The 18833-nt window shown below is 58.5% G+C and carries 18 protein-coding genes; 8 read left to right on the top strand and 10 right to left on the bottom strand.

The genetic code is table 11. From position 1 onward, the window contains the following. Positions 1 to 18 precede the first annotated feature (18 nt). Together BM229_RS03625 and iscR are read right to left on the bottom strand one after the other, a co-directional pair. Positions 19 to 1113 (bottom strand): cysteine desulfurase family protein, encoded by a 1095-nt coding sequence (locus BM229_RS03625; RefSeq protein ID WP_093926307.1) that lies wholly within the window; start codon positions 1111 to 1113, stop codon positions 19 to 21. After that, positions 1110 to 1571 (bottom strand): Fe-S cluster assembly transcriptional regulator IscR, encoded by a 462-nt coding sequence (gene iscR, locus BM229_RS03630; RefSeq protein ID WP_093926308.1) that lies wholly within the window; start codon positions 1569 to 1571, stop codon positions 1110 to 1112. Before iscR ends, BM229_RS03625 begins: the two co-directional genes overlap by 4 nt. 173 nt (positions 1572 to 1744) lie before the next feature. Here iscR and BM229_RS03635 point away from each other — a divergent pair, with 173 nt between their 5' ends. From BM229_RS03635 to BM229_RS03650, 4 genes are all read left to right on the top strand, one after another. After that, positions 1745 to 2398, top strand: a complete 654-nt coding sequence (locus BM229_RS03635) for an alpha/beta hydrolase (protein ID WP_093926309.1) — start codon at positions 1745 to 1747, stop codon at positions 2396 to 2398. Beyond that, on the top strand, positions 2398 to 2634 hold the full coding sequence (locus tag BM229_RS03640; RefSeq protein ID WP_093926310.1) for a hypothetical protein: 237 nt from the start codon (positions 2398 to 2400) through the stop codon (positions 2632 to 2634). The genes BM229_RS03635 and BM229_RS03640 overlap by 1 nt, the downstream gene beginning before the upstream one ends. Next, on the top strand, positions 2631 to 3215 hold the full coding sequence (locus tag BM229_RS03645; protein WP_093926311.1) for an HD domain-containing protein: 585 nt from the start codon (positions 2631 to 2633) through the stop codon (positions 3213 to 3215). The genes BM229_RS03640 and BM229_RS03645 overlap by 4 nt, the downstream gene beginning before the upstream one ends. A gap of 96 nt (positions 3216 to 3311) precedes the next feature. Beyond that, complete coding sequence (locus BM229_RS03650) at positions 3312 to 4526, top strand: NADP-dependent isocitrate dehydrogenase (RefSeq protein ID WP_093926312.1); 1215 nt, start codon at positions 3312 to 3314, stop codon at positions 4524 to 4526. 125 nt (positions 4527 to 4651) lie between these two features. On the opposite strand, the gene BM229_RS03655 is transcribed toward BM229_RS03650, so the two are convergent. Beyond that, positions 4652 to 4858, bottom strand: coding sequence for a DUF6356 family protein (locus BM229_RS03655; RefSeq protein ID WP_093926313.1), 207 nt, complete (start codon positions 4856 to 4858; stop codon positions 4652 to 4654). Between the two features lie 115 nt (positions 4859 to 4973). Here BM229_RS03655 and BM229_RS03660 point away from each other — a divergent pair, with 115 nt between their 5' ends. The 3 genes from BM229_RS03660 (at position 4974) to typA (ending at position 7741) form a co-directional block, all read left to right on the top strand. Continuing rightward, the gene (locus BM229_RS03660; RefSeq protein ID WP_093926314.1) at positions 4974 to 5432 is read left to right on the top strand and encodes an Lrp/AsnC family transcriptional regulator; all 459 of its coding nucleotides are present in this window, start codon (positions 4974 to 4976) and stop codon (positions 5430 to 5432) included. Positions 5433 to 5447: 15 nt separating this feature from the next. Further along, positions 5448 to 5777, top strand: coding sequence for a DMT family transporter (locus BM229_RS03665; RefSeq protein ID WP_093926315.1), 330 nt, complete (start codon positions 5448 to 5450; stop codon positions 5775 to 5777). A 146-nt stretch (positions 5778 to 5923) separates the two neighbouring features. Then, positions 5924 to 7741: a translational GTPase TypA gene (gene typA / locus BM229_RS03670; protein WP_093926316.1), complete on the top strand. Its 1818-nt coding sequence runs from the start codon at positions 5924 to 5926 to the stop codon at positions 7739 to 7741. A gap of 84 nt (positions 7742 to 7825) precedes the next feature. Here the strand turns inward: typA and BM229_RS03675 are convergent, their stop codons facing one another. The 4 genes from BM229_RS03675 to recA all read right to left on the bottom strand — a co-directional run bounded on the left by BM229_RS03675 (position 7826) and on the right by recA (position 12789). Beyond that, positions 7826 to 8551: a phosphatase PAP2 family protein gene (locus tag BM229_RS03675; RefSeq protein ID WP_093926317.1), complete on the bottom strand. Its 726-nt coding sequence runs from the start codon at positions 8549 to 8551 to the stop codon at positions 7826 to 7828. Between the two features lie 83 nt (positions 8552 to 8634). Beyond that, a complete protein-coding gene (locus tag BM229_RS03680) occupies positions 8635 to 8922 on the bottom strand; it encodes a DUF1330 domain-containing protein (protein WP_093926318.1) in 288 nt (95 codons plus the stop codon). 5 nt (positions 8923 to 8927) lie between these two features. Further along, positions 8928 to 11585, bottom strand: a complete 2658-nt coding sequence (alaS, locus tag BM229_RS03685; protein WP_093926319.1) for an alanine--tRNA ligase — start codon at positions 11583 to 11585, stop codon at positions 8928 to 8930. Positions 11586 to 11724: 139 nt separating this feature from the next. Continuing rightward, a complete protein-coding gene (recA, locus tag BM229_RS03690) occupies positions 11725 to 12789 on the bottom strand; it encodes a recombinase RecA (RefSeq protein WP_208604017.1) in 1065 nt (354 codons plus the stop codon). Between the two features lie 210 nt (positions 12790 to 12999). Here recA and BM229_RS03695 point away from each other — a divergent pair, with 210 nt between their 5' ends. After that, positions 13000 to 13593 (top strand): gamma-glutamyl kinase, encoded by a 594-nt coding sequence (locus tag BM229_RS03695; RefSeq protein WP_093926321.1) that lies wholly within the window; start codon positions 13000 to 13002, stop codon positions 13591 to 13593. A gap of 33 nt (positions 13594 to 13626) precedes the next feature. Here the strand turns inward: BM229_RS03695 and BM229_RS03700 are convergent, their stop codons facing one another. The 3 genes from BM229_RS03700 to guaB form a co-directional block, all read right to left on the bottom strand. Continuing rightward, entirely contained in the window at positions 13627 to 15375 is a 1749-nt protein-coding gene (locus BM229_RS03700; protein ID WP_420855247.1) for an ATP-binding protein, read from the bottom strand. A gap of 661 nt (positions 15376 to 16036) precedes the next feature. Further along, complete coding sequence (locus tag BM229_RS03710; RefSeq protein ID WP_093926323.1) at positions 16037 to 17197, bottom strand: RsmB/NOP family class I SAM-dependent RNA methyltransferase; 1161 nt, start codon at positions 17195 to 17197, stop codon at positions 16037 to 16039. Positions 17198 to 17244: 47 nt separating this feature from the next. Continuing rightward, positions 17245 to 18693 carry an IMP dehydrogenase gene (gene guaB, locus BM229_RS03715; RefSeq protein WP_093926324.1) on the bottom strand — a complete coding sequence of 483 codons (1449 nt, stop codon included), beginning with the start codon at positions 18691 to 18693 and terminating at the stop codon, positions 17245 to 17247. Positions 18694 to 18833 lie beyond the last annotated feature (140 nt).

Raw genomic sequence — 18833 nt, forward strand, 5'->3', positions numbered from 1 at the left:
TCCTTTCCGTGGCGGCGCTCAGGCGGCCCGCGTTTCGTGCTTTTTCATTTTTGCGGTCCAGCTAGTCGCGAACCGCAAGACATCTTCCCGGGTGGTTTGCAGGCCCAGCGACACCCGGATCGCGCTGGCGGCCTGTGTTTCATCAAAGCCCATGGCGCGCAATACGGCACTGGCGCGTACCTTGCCGCTGGAACAGGCCGATCCTGCGGAGATGGCAAAACCTGCAAGATCCATCTGCATGACCTGCGTCTCACCTTTCCAGCCGGGCGAGATAAGGCAGGAGGTGTTGGGCAGACGCGGCGCGTCTTTTCCTACAGAAATAGTCAACTTTGAGGCGTCCGCAAGGGTCACTTCCAGCAAATCACGAAGCTGTGCCACCTCTTCCCAACGGCCCGCAGCCACATCTGCCGCCGCCGCTTCTGCTGCCGCGCCAAAGCCTGCTATTCCGGGGATATTCTCGGTGCCCGAACGGCGGCCCATCTCTTGCCCACCGCCCCGCAACTGCGCAGCCACGTCGATGCCCCGCTTGACGATCAGCGCACCTATGCCTTTCGGCCCGCCCAGCTTATGGGCAGAGACGAGGATGAAATCAGCGCCGGAAGTGGCCATTTTGAACGAAGTTTTCCCCACCGCCTGCACCGCATCAACCAGCACATAAGGCGTGCTTTCCATCGCCCAACATTGTTGCGCCAGCGTCATGGTCTGCTGCAGCACACCCGTCTCGCTATTGGCCGCCTGAAGGGCCACCACATCGGCCCCCTCGGCAATGCTCAGATCACCGTCCCAGATGCCCTTAGCATCGACCCCCAGTCGATCCGCCTGCCCCCACGACAGGACCGCGTCATGCTCTACCGCCGATGTGACCACCCGCGTGCCCAAAGAGACGGCAAGTGCAGCCGCTTCGGTGGCGCCAGAGGTAAAGATCACATCAACCGGATCGCAGCCCACCAACCCGGCCACCTGCGTGCGCGCACGCTCGACCATGGCTTTGGCCGCGCGGCCTTCGGCATGGACCGAAGACGGGTTGCCGGGCAGGTCCATTGCCGCGAGCATTGCTGCACGTGCTTCTGCCCGCAGCGGCGTGGTTGCGTTATGGTCGAGATAGGCTCTCACGTCTCATCCACCACGGCAAAGAGGGTTGGCACCGCAGGGCATGGGGCCAATTCATTCTCAACCACATCTGACAAACGCGTCTGATGCAGGAAAACATAGACGTGCGCGCTCAACCCTTGCCAGAGACGGTTGGTCAGAGATTGCGCACGGCTTCCCGACAAGCCGCCAGAGGCGCCTGCCCCTTTGTGCATCGCGTCCACTGTCTCATCCACAGCGGCCAAAACATCGACCACCCGAATATCGACTGGCGAGCGCGCCAAACGGTATCCCCCGCCGGGGCCGCGTACAGAGGTCACAAGCTCGGCGCGCCGCAGTTTGACGAACAATTGTTCCAGATAGGGCAAAGACACTGACTGCCGTTCGGCAATGTCACCCAGCGACACAAGCGACCCTTCGGGCTGCAACGCAATATCGGCCAAAGCGACCATGGCATAACGCCCTTTGGTAGATAGCTTCATCGTCTTACCCTCACTCGCCGTGCCATTTGATTGACGTGGGCGGCTTAAATGCCTAAGTCCAAAGACTGATCCACGCGACACTGCGCGGAACCAGATTTAGAACCGTTCTAAGGTGGCATAGCGAATTCGTCAACTATTCGCAGCGATCTTTGAACCCCCAGACAGGGACACCCATGCCCGAGGTTATTTTTCCCGGACCCGAAGGCCGCCTTGAAGGCCGCTACCACCCCCAAAAAGAACGTGACGCCCCGATTGCCATCGTGCTGCATCCGCACCCGCAGTTTGGCGGGACGATGAATCACAAGGTTGTCTATAACCTGCACTATGCGTTCTACAACATGGGTTTCACCGTGTTGCGCTTTAACTTCCGTGGCGTAGGCCGCAGCCAAGGCGAATATGACCAAGGCATTGGCGAGCTGTCCGATGCCGCCTCTGCGCTCGATTACCTGCAGTCGATGAACAACAACTCCAAGCATTGCTGGGTTGCTGGTTTTTCCTTCGGCGCATGGATCGGCATGCAACTGCTGATGCGCCGGCCCGAGATCACCGGCTTCATCTCGGTCTCGCCGCCCGCAAATATGTACGACTTTTCGTTCCTCGCGCCCTGCCCGGCCTCTGGTCTGGTCATCAATGGCACTGCCGACCGCGTGGCGCCGCCTGCGGACACGACCAATCTGGTCAGCAAGCTGCATGAGCAAAAGGGCATCACGATCACCCATCAGGAGGTCGAAGGCGCAGGACACTTCTTTGAAGAGCCACATATGGACACGTTGATCACCTCGACCAGCGACTATGTGAAACGCCGTCTGACGGAATCCACGCGCTGATGGCGGATGCGGTCGTTATCGAACTGGCCAACAAGCTTGCCGAGGAGTGCCTCGCCGTGCAGGCCGAGACCGGTGAAGAACGGCTGTTTATGGAAGTCGGCGAGGTGCTTGGCGCCTCGTCGCAAACGCTCGAAGAAGCCTTTTTGACGGCCATCCGTACGCGGATGGCCAATGACAAGGCGCGCGGCTTTCTCGCCCGCAAACTCCGCGAACATCGTGGCAAGGCAGGGGCATGACCGAGCGGCTCGACCAGCAGATCGCCTTTCTGAACGAGGCCGATAAGCTCAAGACCATCCTGCGCGGCACCACTCTGTGCGATGCAAGCCGGGCCGAAAATTCTGCCGAACACTCATGGCATCTGACTCTCTACGCGCTGGTGCTGGCCGATAAGGCCGGGCCTGAGGTGGACATCAACCGCGTCATCAAAATGCTGATCCTGCACGACCTTGTCGAGATCGATGCGGGCGACAATCCGATCTTCGGCGACTACGATGCCGCCGATATGGAAGCGCAGGAACAAATCGCCGCCGACCGCATCTTTGGCTTGCTACCCCCCGATCTGCGCGATGACCTGCGCGGGATTTGGGAGGAGTTTGAAGCCGCCGAAAGCCCCTCGGCCCGCTTTGCCAAATCGCTGGATCGATTCCAGCCACCGATGCAGAACCTGGCGTCCGGCGGTGGCAGTTGGACCGACTACAACGTCTCAGAGGCGCAAATCGAAGAGAAGGTCGGTCGCAAGATCGCCATCGGCGCCCCTGCCCTTTGGGCCTACGCCCGCGCCCGCATCAGCAGCTTTTTTGCCGGGGCCGACGCCTAAGCGCGACCTTCGGCATACCATGGTATACGATCTTCCTCTTTGGCCCCGGATAGGCTAAAGCACGGACAAATGCATCCCCAACCAAAGGAATTCGTCATGTCGAAGATTAAGGTAGAAAACCCCATCGTCGAACTCGACGGCGATGAGATGACCCGGATCATCTGGGATTTCATCAAGAAAAAGCTGATCACGCCCTATCTTGACGTTGACCTGAAGTATTACGACCTCGGCATGGAAGTCCGGGATGAGACCGACGATCAGATTACCGTCGACGCAGCCCATGCGATCCAAAAGTACGGTGTTGGCGTGAAATGCGCGACCATCACGCCCGATGAAGCGCGGGTTGAGGAATTTGGCCTCAAGCGCATGTACCGCAGCCCCAATGGCACGATCCGCAATATTCTGGGCGGCGTCATCTTCCGGGAGCCGATCATTTGCCGCAACGTGCCGCGCCTTGTGCCGGGCTGGACTCAGCCAATCGTCGTCGGCCGTCATGCCTTTGGCGACCAATACCGCGCCACCGATTTCCGTTTCCCCGGCAAGGGCAAGCTGACGATCAAGTTCGTTGGCGACGATGGCGAGACCATCGAGAAAGAGGTCTTCGACGCGCCCTCCGCTGGCGTCACCATGGCGATGTACAACCTCGACGATTCGATCCGAGATTTCGCGCGCGCATCCTTCAACTACGGTCTGAACCGCGGCTGGCCGGTGTATCTGTCGACCAAGAACACGATCCTGAAAGCCTATGACGGGCGTTTCAAGGACCTGTTCCAAGAGATCTTTGACGCAGAATTCGCCGAGGATTTCAAAAAGAAAAACATCTGGTACGAACACCGTCTGATCGACGACATGGTCGCTTCGGCTATGAAATGGTCGGGCGGCTATGTCTGGGCCTGCAAGAACTACGACGGCGACGTGCAGTCCGATACCGTGGCGCAGGGCTTTGGCTCGCTCGGTCTGATGACCAGCCAGCTAATGACCCCCGATGGGAAGATCGTGGAGGCCGAGGCCGCGCACGGCACCGTGACGCGTCATTACCGCCAGCACCAGAAGGGAGAGGAAACCTCGACCAACTCCATTGCGTCAATCTACGCCTGGACCGGCGGGCTGAAGCACCGCGGCAAGCTGGACGATAACACGGCGCTGATCAACTTCGCCGAGACGCTAGAGAAGGTCGTGGTGGACACGGTCGAGGCGGGGTTCATGACCAAAGACCTCGCGCTGTTGGTTGGCCCCGATCAAGGCTGGCTGACGACCATGGGGTTCTTGGAGAAGGTGGACGAGAACCTCAACAAGGCGCTGGCGGGCTGAGTTGACCGGGTGCTAGATGACAGGGGGGTCTCAGCGATGCGGCCCCTTTTTCGTGGGCCCGTTGGGATCAAGCCACAGGCACCATCTGATCGCCGCCCCGCGGGCAGCCGCTGGCCCTCAATCCCCTACTGCCCGCGATTATGCGTCCGGGCATAGAGCTTGGCGATGATCCCGCTGGCGGTCTTCTCGAACAGACACGGGATAAGCGCATGCACCAGTGCCGCACCCGCCGCTGCAAAAAGCAGGCCCGAGAACTTCAGCGCGAAGGCCATATGTTCAAAAAATGTCTCATCCACCTTGGCGGGATGGTCGAGGAAGATGCGTGCGATCATGGAAAACTCCTGTAACTGGCTTTGCATCAGAATAGACCAACAGCCCTGTGACATTTTCTCAAATCTGTGCAGAGAAGCCCTTGCCTATGGGAAAACTTCCCGCCAGATTGCCTGAATGACAACACTTGATGAAATTGACCGTCGCATATTGGTCGAACTGCAACGTGACGCGGCCCAATCACTCGAAGCGCTTGGCGCGGCGGTGAATCTATCCCGTAACGCCTGCTGGCGGCGCATTCGTACGTTGGAAAAGGCCGGCATTATTAGAGGCCGCGTGACCCTCTTGGACGCCGTAAAACTTGGCCTTGGCCTTAGTGTCTTCATCCAAGTGCGCACCAACGCCCATGCGCCCGACTGGCTTGAGAAATTCTCCAAAGCCACGCAATCCATGCCTGAAATCCTTGGCGTCTACCGCATGACCGGGGATCTGGACTATTTGATCCGGGCGCGGGTTGCGGATATGGCGGGTTACGATCAATTGTATCAAGATCTCATTCGCCGGGTGCCGCTCTCGGATGTCTCGGCCAGTTTCGTGATGGAAGAGATCAAGGAAACCACGCAACTCCCCCTTTGATAAAGGCGCGCCCCCATGCATTACCTGTGGCTGTTCATCGCGATCATCGCGGAAACCATCGGCACGACCGCGCTGCAAGCCTCGCAGCAGTTTACCCGGCTTTGGCCCTCGGTGGCGGTGGTCGTGTTCTATCTCGTGTCGTTCTATTTCATGGCGCTGGCGCTAAAGGTCATGCCGGTTGGGATCGTCTATGCCATTTGGTCGGGCCTTGGCATCGTCTGTATCGCGGCGATTGGCTACTTACTTTTTGACCAACGGCTTGATGGTCCGGCCCTGCTCGGGCTGAGCTTCATCATCACCGGCATTCTGATAATTCATCTCTTTTCCGGCACGACCACCCATTAAAGTGGCAGGCGCGCAGCGATGGACCGCGCAAGCGGCATCCATCGGGCATTAGGGCTAGCAATTGCAGCCGGGGCGCGGTATGGGCGGCGCAATTATTCGCGCAGCCTGAGGCTGGCGCGCCACTCCCCTATCCAAAGGCTGACTTAATGGACCTGCGCAACATCGCAATTATCGCTCACGTCGACCACGGCAAAACGACGCTGGTGGACGAGCTTCTGAAACAATCCGGCACATATCGTGAAAACCAGGCGACCACCGAACGCGCCATGGACAGCAACGATCTTGAGCGCGAGCGCGGCATTACCATCTTCGCCAAGCCGACCTCGGTCGTCTGGAACAACACCCGCATCAACATCGTCGACACCCCCGGCCACGCCGACTTTGGCGGCGAAGTCGAGCGTATCTTGTCGATGGTCGACGGTGTGGTCCTGCTGGTCGACGCCGCCGAAGGCCCGATGCCACAAACCAAATTCGTGACCTCCAAAGCGCTGAAGCTGGGCCTGCGCCCGATCGTCGTGCTGAACAAGGTCGACAAGCCAGATGCCGAGCCCGACCGCGCGCTTGACGAATGCTTTGACCTTTTCGCCAGCCTCGACGCCACGGACGAGCAGCTTGAATTCCCGCATATGTACGCCTCTGGCCGTTCCGGCTGGGCTGATGCCGAGCTTGATGGTCCGCGCAAAGACCTGAACGCGCTGTTTGATCTGATCCTGACGCACGTCCCTGCCCCCAAGCAGATCGAGAACGCCGATAAGCCCTTCACCATGCTGGCCACCACCCTTGGCGGTGATCCGTTCCTGGGCCGCCTGCTGACCGGTCGTGTTGAGACCGGCACGCTGAAGGCGGGCCAGACAATCAAAGCCATGTCCCGTGACGGCAAGCTGATCGAGAACTTCCGCTGCACCAAAATCCTCGCCTTCCGCGGGCTGGAGCAGACCGCCATCGAACTGGCCGAAGCCGGTGACATCGTCTCCATCGCCGGGATGACCAAGGCGACCGTGGCCGACACGCTGGCCGATGCATCGGTCAATGAAGCGATCCCGGCCCAGCCGATCGATCCGCCCACCATCACCGTGACCTTCGGCATCAACGATAGCCCGCTGGCTGGTCGTGACGGCAAGAAAGTCCAGTCCCGCGTGATCCGCGAGCGCCTGATGAAAGAAGCCGAATCCAACGTCGCGATCAAAATCTCCGACACACCGGGCGGCGACGCGTTCGAAGTGGCCGGTCGTGGCGAATTGCAGATGGGCGTTCTGATCGAGAACATGCGCCGTGAGGGTTTTGAGCTTTCGATCTCTCGCCCGCAGGTTCTCTTCCAAGAGATCGACGGCGTCCGCCATGAGCCCATCGAAGAAGCCACCATCGATGTGGATGACGAATACTCCGGCGCGGTCATCGAAAAGATCACCGGCACCCGCAAGGGGGAACTGGTCGAGATGAAACCAGCCGGTGCGGGCAAAACCCGCATCATCGCGCATGTCCCATCGCGCGGTTTGATCGGGTACCACGGTGAATTCCTGACCGACACGCGCGGCACAGGCGTTATCAACCGGGTCTTCCACTCTTGGGCACCGCATAAGGGCCCGATTCCGGGCCGCCGCGCTGGCGTTCTGATCTCCATGGAAAACGGCACCTCGGTCGCTTTCGCTCTGTGGAACCTCGAAGAGCGCGGCAAGATGATGATCGGCGCGCAAGCTGACGTTTACACCGGCATGATCATCGGTGAGCACAGCCGAGAGAATGACCTCGAAGTGAACCCGCTAAAGGGCAAGAAGCTGACCAACGTGCGTGCTTCGGGCACCGACGAAGCGGTTCGCCTGACCACACCCATGACGCTGAGCCTCGAAGAAGCCATTGCTTATATTGATGATGATGAGCTGGTCGAAGTGACGCCAAACGCCGTTCGCCTGCGCAAGCGCTACCTTGACCCGCATGAGCGTAAGCGGATGGCCAAAGCCAGCTAAGCCATTGCCATAATTTGGAAGGGGCAGCGCATCTTAGTGATGCGCTGCCCCTTTTTGTTTCCAAGCCCTAGATCGGAACCTGAGCTATGCGTCACTCGCTTCCTGTTCGATATGCCCCCGCTTTGCCAAACTCCGCGCGATAAGCAGGCACAGCACCGCCCAAGCCCCGCCCGCGAGCCAGCCGGCCGCCACATCCGTCGGCCAATGCACCCCCATATAAATCCGGCTCATCCCGACCAGAAGCGTCAGTAAAACGGCGACGGACAACGTATAGACTTTAAGCGCCCATCGCTTTTGCGCCCGCGCCACCATCGCCCCGAGGGTCAGATACGCCACCGCCGCCATCATCGAATGGCCCGAAGGAAAACTCGCTGTATGCACCAAAGATCCATGCGGAACGAGATCAGGTCGAGGGCGGTCGAAGAATTCTTTGGCGATACTGCTTAGCAAGATTCCACCGCCCACGGTGGCAAGGATATAGACCACCGTCGACCAACGCCGATGTAACAAAAAGAACAGCGACACCACGACTGTAGTCAGCACAAGGACGGCCACCCCGCCCAACGCCGTCAGGTCGCGGCCGATCTCTTCGACCCACCACGGGCCAATGGGATCTGAAAGGTCTCCGGGTGGGCGCAGGAACAATAGAATGTCGCGGTCGAGGTTGCTGGTACTGCCCTCGACAACTTCCTCGGTAAGCTCCGCTAAAATCCAAACCGCCCCGATGGAAAGGCTCATCAACGCCAGCGTGGTCAGTTCCACGTGGCGGCGACACCAGCGGGCTAAGGCGGATATTCGGGTGAGGTTCATGTGGATCAACCTCAGTTCCGGTGGAAGGTTCCCCAATCGGCGGCAAAGCGCCCCGCCTTTCACCAAGGCGGAGCTGCTCTAGATCACTCGTCAGTTTCGACGATCATCAGCTCCCGCTCAGATGCACCGCGTGCATGGCTCAAAGCCGCTTGATAAGCATCTGAATGGTAACATTTTTCCGCCGTTTCGACATCGGGGAAACGGGCCACGACATTGCGAGGCCGCTCTTTGCCTTCAAGCTGCACAAAACGTCCGCCGCGTGCGATAAACTTACCGCCGTAGGCAGCAATCGCTTCGGTCGCACCGACCGCGTATTTCTTATACGCCTCTTCGTCAGAGACGGTGACATGTGCAATCCAAAGTGCGCCCATGAGTCTTATCCTTTCAAGATATTTTCAGCGGCAGCGATCGCGGCCTCTGCATTCTCTGCCGAAGCACCGCCGCCCTGTGCCATATCAGGACGGCCACCGCCGCCTTTACCGCCCAGTTCAGCCACCGCGGCCTTCACCATATCGACCGCCGAAAGGCGATCTGTCAAATCTTTGGTAACGCCGCCTGCAACCGCTGCTTTGCCGCCCGTATCGGCAATCAACAGCACCGCGCCTGAACCCAGTTTGGCCTTATGTTCGTCCACCAGACCCGGCAAGTCTTTGCCCGTCACGCCGCTCAACACTTGGCCGACGAACCTCACACCATTCACTTCGCGTGCTTCGGGTGCTGCCGCGCCGCCACCAGACATCGCCAATTCGCGGCGCAACTGGGCCACTTCGTTGGAGAGGCTGCGGCGTTCGTCAAGAAGCGCGCGGACACGATCAGGCACATCGCTTGTCGAGGTTTTCAACTCCGCTGCGACGCGGCTCAAGGCGGCCTCTTGCTCACGCAACCAAGCCAATGCTTCTGTACCAGTCAGCGCTTCAATCCGGCGGACGCCCGCACTGCTGGCACTATCGCCCAGTAGAACAAAAGCGCCGATATCGCCTGTCTGCCGCACATGGGTGCCGCCGCAAAGCTCAAGCGAATAGGTTGATTTATCGCTGCCCTTACCCGAGCCTTCAAGCTGTCCCATTGAGACAACCCGCACTTCATCGCCGTATTTCTCACCGAAAAGCGCCTGTGCGCCCATGCGACGGGCATCATCCGGGGTCATGATCCGCGTCTCAACCGGCGTGTTTTGGCGGATATAATCATTCACCTCGCGCTCGACCTGGCTCAGCTCTTCCTGCGTTAAGCCCTTGGCATGCGAAAAATCGAACCGCAGCCGGTCGTGCGCATTCAACGATCCACGCTGCGAAACATGGTCTCCAAGTGCGTTGCGCAACGCCTCATGCAACAGGTGCGTGGCCGAGTGATTGGCACGGATCGCGGTACGCCGCGCCGGGTCGACATTAAGAACCGCCGTCTGGCCGGGTTTCACTTCGCCTTCGACGACATGGCCGAAATGCACGAAAACGCCCGCAGATTTACGCGTGTCCGTAACATTGACGATGCCGCTTTGGGTGCGGATCACGCCAGTATCGCCAACCTGCCCGCCGCTTTCAGCGTAGAAAGGTGTCTGGTTCAGCGCGACTTGCACGTCGCTGCCAACGGCTGCAGAATCGACTTTGTCACTGCCCTGTACCAAGGCAACGATCTGACCTTCCGCGCTTTCAGTGTCATAGCCCAAGAATTCAGTGGTGCCGCTCTTGTCAGCTACGTCAAACCAGACAGTCGCATCCGCCGCTTCGCCCGACCCGGCCCAAGCGGCGCGGGCTTTGGCCTTTTGTGCCTGCATCGCAGTGTCGAACCCATCGGTGTCAACCGCACGTCCCTTTTCCCGCAACGCGTCCTGCGTAAGGTCAAGTGGGAACCCGTAGGTATCATAAAGCTTAAACGCGGCCTCCCCCGGCAGGGTCGCCCCCTCTGGGAGAGAGCTCAACTCATCGTCCAACAGCTTCAAACCCCGGTCGAGCGTTTGGCGGAAACGGGTTTCCTCCAGCAACAACGTCTCACGAATGAGCGATTGGGCCTGCCCCAATTCAGGGTAAGCCGCACCCATCTGCTGCACCAGCGACGGTACCAGTTGATGCATTAACGGGTCCTTAACGCCCAGCAAGTGTGCGTGCCGCATGGCGCGACGCATGATCCGGCGCAATACATAGCCGCGGCCCTCGTTCGAGGGCATAACCCCGTCGGCAATAAGGAAGGAGGTCGAACGCAGGTGGTCCGCAATCACCCGGTGGTGGGTCTTGCCCGGCCCGTCGGGATCGGTCGAAGACGCATGCGCACTGGCCTCAATCAGGCTGCGCATCAGATCGGTGGCGTAGTTGTCATTCGTGCCCTGCAGCAACGCCGCGACCCGCTCGATCCCCATGCCGGTGTCAATCGACTGGTTCGGCAACGGCTGGCGCGTGCCGTCCTCGAACTGCTCGTATTGCATGAAAACAAGGTTCCAGATCTCGACAAAACGGTCACCATCTTCCTCCGGTGATCCGGGGGGGCCACCCCAAATATGGTCGCCGTGGTCGTAGAAGATTTCAGTACAGGGCCCACAGGGGCCGGTTGGGCCAGCCGACCAGAAATTATCGTCTGTGGCGATGCGGATAATGCGGTCATCCGGCAGGCCGGTGTGGGCTTTCCAGATTTTCACCGCTTCTTCATCCGTATGGTAAACCGTGACCAGCAGGCGGTTCGGGTCAATGCCGAATTCCTTGGTCAGCAGGTCCCAGGCAAAGGGGATCGCTTCGGATTTAAAGTAATCCCCGAAACTGAAGTTGCCCAACATCTCGAAGAACGTGTGGTGCCGTGCAGTATAACCCACATTGTCGAGATCGTTATGTTTCCCGCCCGCGCGCACACATTTCTGGGCCGACGTGGCGCGGCTATAATCGCGGGTTTCGACCCCGGTAAAGAGATTCTTGAACTGCACCATACCGGCAGCCGTGAACATCAACGTCGGGTCATTGCGCGGCACCAATGGGCTGGAGGGCACGATCTGATGCCCCTGCGCATCGAAATAATTCAGAAAAGTTGAGCGAATTTCATTCAGCGTCTTCATGGGCGAGGCCTTCCGGGGCAGATTGGGTCGGTCCCAAATACCCCTCAGCCCCGGCGCTGTCTACCGTTCCTGCCCATGAAAAAGGGGGCGCAGCCCATGGCCACGCCCCCTTCGAAATATCAGGTCCGACCCGAAGGCTTTACGCTTCAAGGATATCCGCGTCGTCACCACCGGATCCATCAAAATCCAACCCATGTGCCGCGCGGATCTTGTCTTCGATCTCGGAGGCCATGGCGGTATTTTCTTTCAGGAAGTTCTTAGCGTTCTCACGCCCCTGCCCGATCCGCTCATCACCGTAGCTGAACCATGATCCTGACTTATCGACCACGCCAGCCTTGACCCCAAGATCAAGCAATTCGCCCATTTTCGAAATACCTTCGCCATACATGATGTCGAACTCGACCTGTTTGAAGGGCGGCGCAACCTTGTTCTTGACGACCTTAACCTTCGTCGCATTGCCGACAACTTCATCGCGGTCCTTCAATGCGCCGATGCGGCGAATGTCGAGCCGGACAGACGAATAGAATTTCAACGCATTACCGCCGGTCGTCGTCTCGGGCGAGCCGAACATGACGCCGATCTTCATCCTGATCTGGTTGATGAAGATCACCATACAATTGGAGCGGCTAATCGAACCGGTGAGCTTCCGCATGGCTTGGCTCATCAGTCGTGCCTGCACGCCGACGCTGCTGTCACCCATTTCGCCTTCGAGTTCGGATTTTGGTGTCAAAGCCGCCACCGAGTCGACGATAACCATATTCACCGCACCCGAGCGCACGAGCGTATCAGTAATCTCCAACGCCTGTTCGCCTGTGTCAGGCTGCGAAATCAGCAGTTCATCAATATCCACGCCAAGCTTTTTCGCATATTGTGGGTCAAGCGCGTGCTCCGCATCGACGAAGGCGCAAACGCCGCCAGCTTTTTGCTGTTCCGCCACGCAGTGCAGGGTCAGCGTGGTTTTACCCGAAGATTCCGGGCCGTAAATCTCGATGATACGCCCCATCGGCAAACCGCCAATGCCAAGCGCGATATCGAGGCCAAGCGAGCCTGTTGAGCTGGCCTTGATGTCTTGGATCGCCCCTTCGGCGCCCAATTTCATGATCGAGCCTTTGCCGAACTGACGTTCGATCTGGGCCAGCGCGCTGTCGAGCGCCTTTTGCTTTTCCGCGGTTTTCTTGCTGTCCATTGTCAAAAGATCTGCCATTGCCATTAGGTTCTTCCCTTAGTGTCACAGTGGCGCCCCGGCGGCAATCGCCCGCGCGCTGCGCTGCACATGTTCTTCTAATGTTCCATATGAGGGCAAACGGAGAACATTTCAATCATTTTGTTTGCGCTTTAAGTTTTATCTGGAATGGTAAAGAAATGGTTTACCCCGCAAATATGGGGTCATTCGCAGCAAGGAGTTAAGGCAGGCGTGATTGTTTTCTTTAAAGAACGGTTGGCTTTTCTGTCCGTGCCGAAAACCGGAACCACTGCCTATGAGAAAGCCCTCGCGCCGCGTGCGGACATGTTGATTTCTGAGCCGCCCATGCTGAAGCACGCTCCGGTTTACCGCTACAACCGCTTCATCCGGCCGATGTTCCTTAATGTCTGTGATGCAGAGCTTGAGCTTATGGCGGTGATGCGTGAGCCCATATCATGGTTGGGCAGTTGGTATCGCTATCGCCAGCGTCCCTTCATGGAGGGCAAACCCAACAACACATTCGGGATCACATTCGATGAATTTGTGCTCGCCTATATGAAGGGAAACAAGCCGGGTTTCGCAGATGTGGGAAGTCAGTCAAAGTTCATGGAGACCCAGCCAAACGGCACCGGCATCACCCACCACTTTCGCTATGAAGATCAGCAGCGGCTACGCAGCTTCTTGGAGGAACGACTAGAAATGAGCCTGTCACTTGGCCGAGAGAATGTCTCGCCTAAGATGGCGATCGAACTTTCGCCAACCGTCGAGAAGCGCTTTCGTCGAAAATTCGCGGCAGAATTTGAGCTTTACGAGTCGATTCCCTAACTGGAACTTATTTAAATGTTTGGGGCATAGTGTTTAGTGCAATTGGTTATGTACCGTATTGGTCAGATCAGTCAGTGAAAAAGGCTTAGGCAGAAAGACCGAGTTTGGAATTTTTGACTGCTCCTCGCCAAAGTTATCCTCCGCATAGCCCGAAACGAAGACGACACGTACATCGGGTCGCTGTTTAAGTGCCTGACGCACCCAGCTTGGGCCGTCCATTCCGGGCATCACGACGTCTGTCACAAAAACGTCGATAACAAGTTCTTTGTCTTCGAGAGTTTTCAATGCAGCTTCCGCGGATTCCGCCTCTAGGACAGTATACCCGCGCAGGCGCAAAGCGCGGCTGGCAAAGGCCCGTACTGGCGCTTCATCTTCTACCAACAAGATCACACCATCCGAACGCTGCGGCAGTCCCTCTTCCGGTTGAGACACAGAGGCCCGAGAAACCGTCGTGGGCTGCCCTTCGAGCACGGGGAAATACAAGATGAAAGATGTACCCCGCCCCACCTCGCTGTCGACAAAGATAAACCCGCCCGTTTGTTTGACGATGCCATAGGCGGTTGAGAGACCTAGGCCCGTGCCTTCACCCGTCCGTTTGGTGGTGAAAAACGGCTCAAATACCTTTTGCAGTCTATCCCGCGGGATCCCGGTACCATCATCATTCACTTGGACAGTTACATAGCGTCCGGCGGGCACGCTGACCCGGTCCCGCTCAAGCGGCTGCTCGAGAGTGCTCACCTCCGTCACGATACGGATCTCCCCTCCGGCCGGCATTGCGTCCCGCGCATTTACAACGAGGTTCATCAACACCTGCTCCAATTGACGCTTGTCTGCGCGAATGGGGGCCAACACCGGATCATGGCTTAGCGTAAGTGTTACCTTTTCCCCGACCAAACGGTTGAGCAGATGGGTTAGATCGGCCAGCGTATCGCGCATGTTAAGCGTTTCAGGGCGCAAAGTTTGCTTGCGAGAGAAGGCTAGCAACTGACCGACGAGGGCAGCGACCCGATTGGCGTTCTGGTTGATCTGAACCAAATCGCTGAAATCGGGATCGCCTTGATCATGGCGCAACAAGAGCAGATCGCAATGGCCCGAAATAGCGGTGAGAAGATTGTTAAAGTCATGCGCCACGCCCCCCGCCAACTGGCCGATGGCCTGCATTTTCTGGCTCTGCACAAATTGCGCCTCAAGGGATTTCAATTCAGTCGCGTCTTGCAGTACTGCGATCAAAGCCGGTTCTTCTCCGTCCGATATCCGGTTGAGCGAGACCTGCACAAAGATCTCTTGATCCGTACGGGTTAGCCTAAGAAATTCGGATTTCTGCACCAATCGCCCCGCCAGACTGTCATCCAACCAATCCGAGATAGAGCGGCCCAAGCCTTCCATTAACTGCGAAAGATGTGCTTTCCGTCGCAACGATACGCCAAGCAGCTTAGCCGCCATACGGTTGAAGGCCAGGACAGTTCCATCAGGGCCAAGCTTAATCAGGGGTACGGGGAGGTCTTGGAAAGATTCCCAGCCCAAGTCAGGCGCGGGGTTAGCCCCTTCGGGCGGCGGCAAGAGATAGATTGCGCGGCGATTGGCACCTGCCTCAATCTCGCCTACCAGAACTTGCCGATTGCCTGCGGCAGTTGTGATTTCAGTAACGGTCCCGGGCGTTATGGGGAGCGAGATAAACAACCGGTCCAAGGATTTCACCCGGTCCCCGACAACGGTGCGTGCTGCGTCATTCATAAAAAGGATAGCCCCACTACGACCGACCATCACCATCGGTAGTGCCATGCTTTCCTGAGCGCTGCGCACGCCGTCGCGGGCGGGAACGGGATCAATCCGCCACAAGAAACGCTCAACAGAAAGCTGGTGGGCAGATATCCGAACCGGGCCCTTGCGGGTAATCACTTCCTCTCGCGCAGTGCCACTAACGGCCGCCCGCGATTGAAGGCGATAGAGAAGACCAACAGGATTGGAAAAATGGGTCTGCAGGACCCCCGCAAGGGTTTCTTCCTGCTGACCGCCAAACTGCACTTCAGACGCCTGATTGCGATACAGAATCTGCCTGTCCGTCGCTACAATGAAGCTGGGCGTGGCGTCGTCAGCGATGAAATCTGTCACCCCCGCAGAGCGCGCCTGATCCCGGGCTTTGGTGCGTAGGTCCAGACCTAAATAGCCTAACAATATCAAACCAAACGTAATAGCGGATACTGTAAAGCCGATTGCTATCGCAACCTCTGTGCTGCGCAGCGCAAGACCGGCTGCGGCCGTAGACAGTAGCCCAAGCAACCATAGCCGCCCCTGACCTGCGTGGCCCCCAACCGCTGAATGACGAACGTCCTGCCGCACGCAATTCCCCCAACAACCGAATCATATGACTATTACGTGCGACAGAGGTTAAGCAGGCTTTAACTCTGACCGCTTTGCACGCATTGGTTGATTATGGAGGTATTTAATCGCGCGTCAACTGTGCTACGAAGAAGCCGTCGCCCTCGGAAGTGATGTCAAAGCGGTCCATTCGCGTCGCTTTCCACTCCGGATGGCGGGTCAGAAAAGCGTCTACCCGTGCTTCGTTTTCTTCTCGGAACAAAGAGCATGTCGCATAGGCCAATACGCCCTGTGCCGTTGTAAGTGTCGCTGCAGCATCAAGAATTTGATCCTGAATGCCGGTCAATTCGGTCAGGCGATCGGGGGTAAGGGTCCATTTTCCTTCCGCCGCGCGCCGCCATGCGCCAGAGCCCGAACAAGGCGCATCGCACAGGACAAGATCATAGGGGCCGTCAGCCACGACCTGTTCGCGGTCTGCAATCGAAATCTCCACGCCAGCGCGTTCAGCGCGGACCGGCAGATCGCTCATCCGCCGCGGGTCGATGTCATGGGCGGTGATTTGCCGTGACGGGTCCATCGCCAAAGCCAACGCCTTGCCTCCGCCCCCGGCGCAATAATCGAGCACCCGTCCACCCAAAGGCAAACCAGCGACAACCGCTTGGCTGGCTGCATCCTGCAATTCGACATAACCATCAATAAATGCCCGTGAATTTCGTATCCGGCGCGGGCCTTCGGTGACTGTCAGTGCAGCAGCGGTCAAAGGGTTGGCTCGGGTTTGAACGCCATCTTCGGCCAGTAGCTCTTGCGCGGCGGCCACTTCGATCCGCGCTGTGTTGACGCGCAGGCAAATCGGCCCACGTTCCTGCAGCGCTAAGGCGGCGGCATCTGCTTTCTCACCAAGTGCGGTATCAAACAGGGGTAGCAACCAGTCGGGCAAGTTAAGGTTCGTCGCGCGGTCTTCGGGTGTTTGCGGGAACCGGCGCTCCTCCTCACTCAACGGCATAGGCGCGTGCCCTTCGCCTGTGAACAACGCGTCAAGATCAGCCTTCTGCCCGTGCAGCATACCAATCATTAACGCCCGGCCCGCCTCACTGCCCCCATAATGGGCCGCAGTTCGTTTTTGGCGTAGCACATCAAATACATGATCCCGCACAGCAGCCCGATCCTTGGAACCGGCAAAACGGCTTTGCCGCGCCCAACGGGTTAGCGCCTGTTCGGCGGCCAGCCCCCCGGCGATCGCGTCCAAAACTTCTATCGCAGCTGATACGCGCGCGCCCGGGGTCATGGCATCTTCCTTTTTCACGAAGGGCCCGCAGGCCGTTCTCTTTGCTTTTACCCGATACGGTAGTTCGGGCTCTCACGGGTGATTTGCACGTCATGCACGTGGCTTTCTTTCAGTCCCGCACCCGTGATCTTCACAAAACTACAGTTGCTGCGCATCTCGTCGACGGTCGCGCAACCGGTATAGCCCATCGCGGCGCGTAGCCCGCCTACCAGTTGGTGCAAGACGTTGTTCGCACTGCCTTTATAGGGCACCTGACCTTCGATCCCTTCAGGCACCAGCTTGTCTGAGGCGGCGTCTTTCTGGAAATAGCGATCCGCCGAGCCGCGCGCCATGGCGCCCATGCTGCCCATGCCACGGTAGCTTTTGAAGCTACGGCCTTGATAAAGAACCACTTCACCGGGGCTTTCATCGGTGCCCGCGATCATGCTGCCGACCATTGCGCAGGAGGCCCCTGCCGCGATCGCCTTGGCGAAATCGCCCGAAAACTTGATGCCACCGTCAGCGATGATCGGCACGTCACCGGCGGCGGCCACGCAATCCATGATCGCGGTCAACTGCGGCACGCCGACGCCCGCGACCATCCGCGTAGTGCAGATGGAGCCGGGACCGATGCCAACCTTGACCGCATCGGCGCCTGCGTCGATCAGCGCGCGGGTGGCAGCGCCGGTGGCGACATTGCCCGCGACAACTTGAACGTCGCCGAATTGCTTTTTGGCCCGTGTCACCGCAAGAGCCACGCCTTCAGAATGGCCATGCGCTGTGTCTATCACGATCATATCGACGCCCGCGTCGACCAATGCTTCGGAGCGTTCAAAGCCCGCATCCCCTACCGTGGTGGCAGCAGCGACGCGCAGACGGCCCAGATCATCCTTGCAGGCGGTTGGGTTCAGCACGGCCTGTTCGGTGTCGCGCAGAGTCAGAAGCCCGGTCAGCTTGCCCTTGGCATCGGTGACCAGCAGTTTTTCGATCCGGCGGGATTTCATCAGGCTGATTGCCTCGTCGCGGTCGGCAGGTTCTTGCAGGATCGCCAGCCGGTCAGAGGTCATCATCACCGAAACCGGTGTACGATCGTCAGAGGCAAAGCGCATGTCACGGTTTGTCACGATGCCCAGCACACGACCGCTTTCATCCACCACCGGGAAACCCGTCACGCGGTAGCGTTCTTGCAAAGCTTTGGCATCTGCCAATGTCTGCTCAGGCCGCAGGGTAATCGGGTTGTAAACTATGCCGGATTCAAACCGCTTGACCCGGCGCACTTCGCGGGCCTGCTCTTCCACCGTCAGGTTGCGGTGCACAACACCCATCCCACCGGCCTGCGCCAGCGCAATCGCCATGCGGCTTTCGGTCACCGTATCCATGGCCGAGCTTAGCAGCGGGATATTGAGCGCGATGCTCTGCGTGACGCGGGTTCTTGTATCTGCGGTAGACGGCAACACAGAGGACGCCGCGGGAACCAGCAGTACGTCATCAAAGGTCAGGGCCTCACGAATCTCCATTTAACACCTCGGTCTGGATGGGTTCATTTGGCGGTTTCCTATTTCACGGATGGCCCGGATTGGAAAGACCTATTCCCCAGCGTAAGTCCCAAGGCTGGAATGACGTGCGCGCCACACGAATTGACGCGCAGTGCCTTTCC

It is taken from the genome of Sulfitobacter dubius, from assembly GCF_900113435.1.
GTDB lineage: Bacteria > Pseudomonadota > Alphaproteobacteria > Rhodobacterales > Rhodobacteraceae > Sulfitobacter > Sulfitobacter dubius.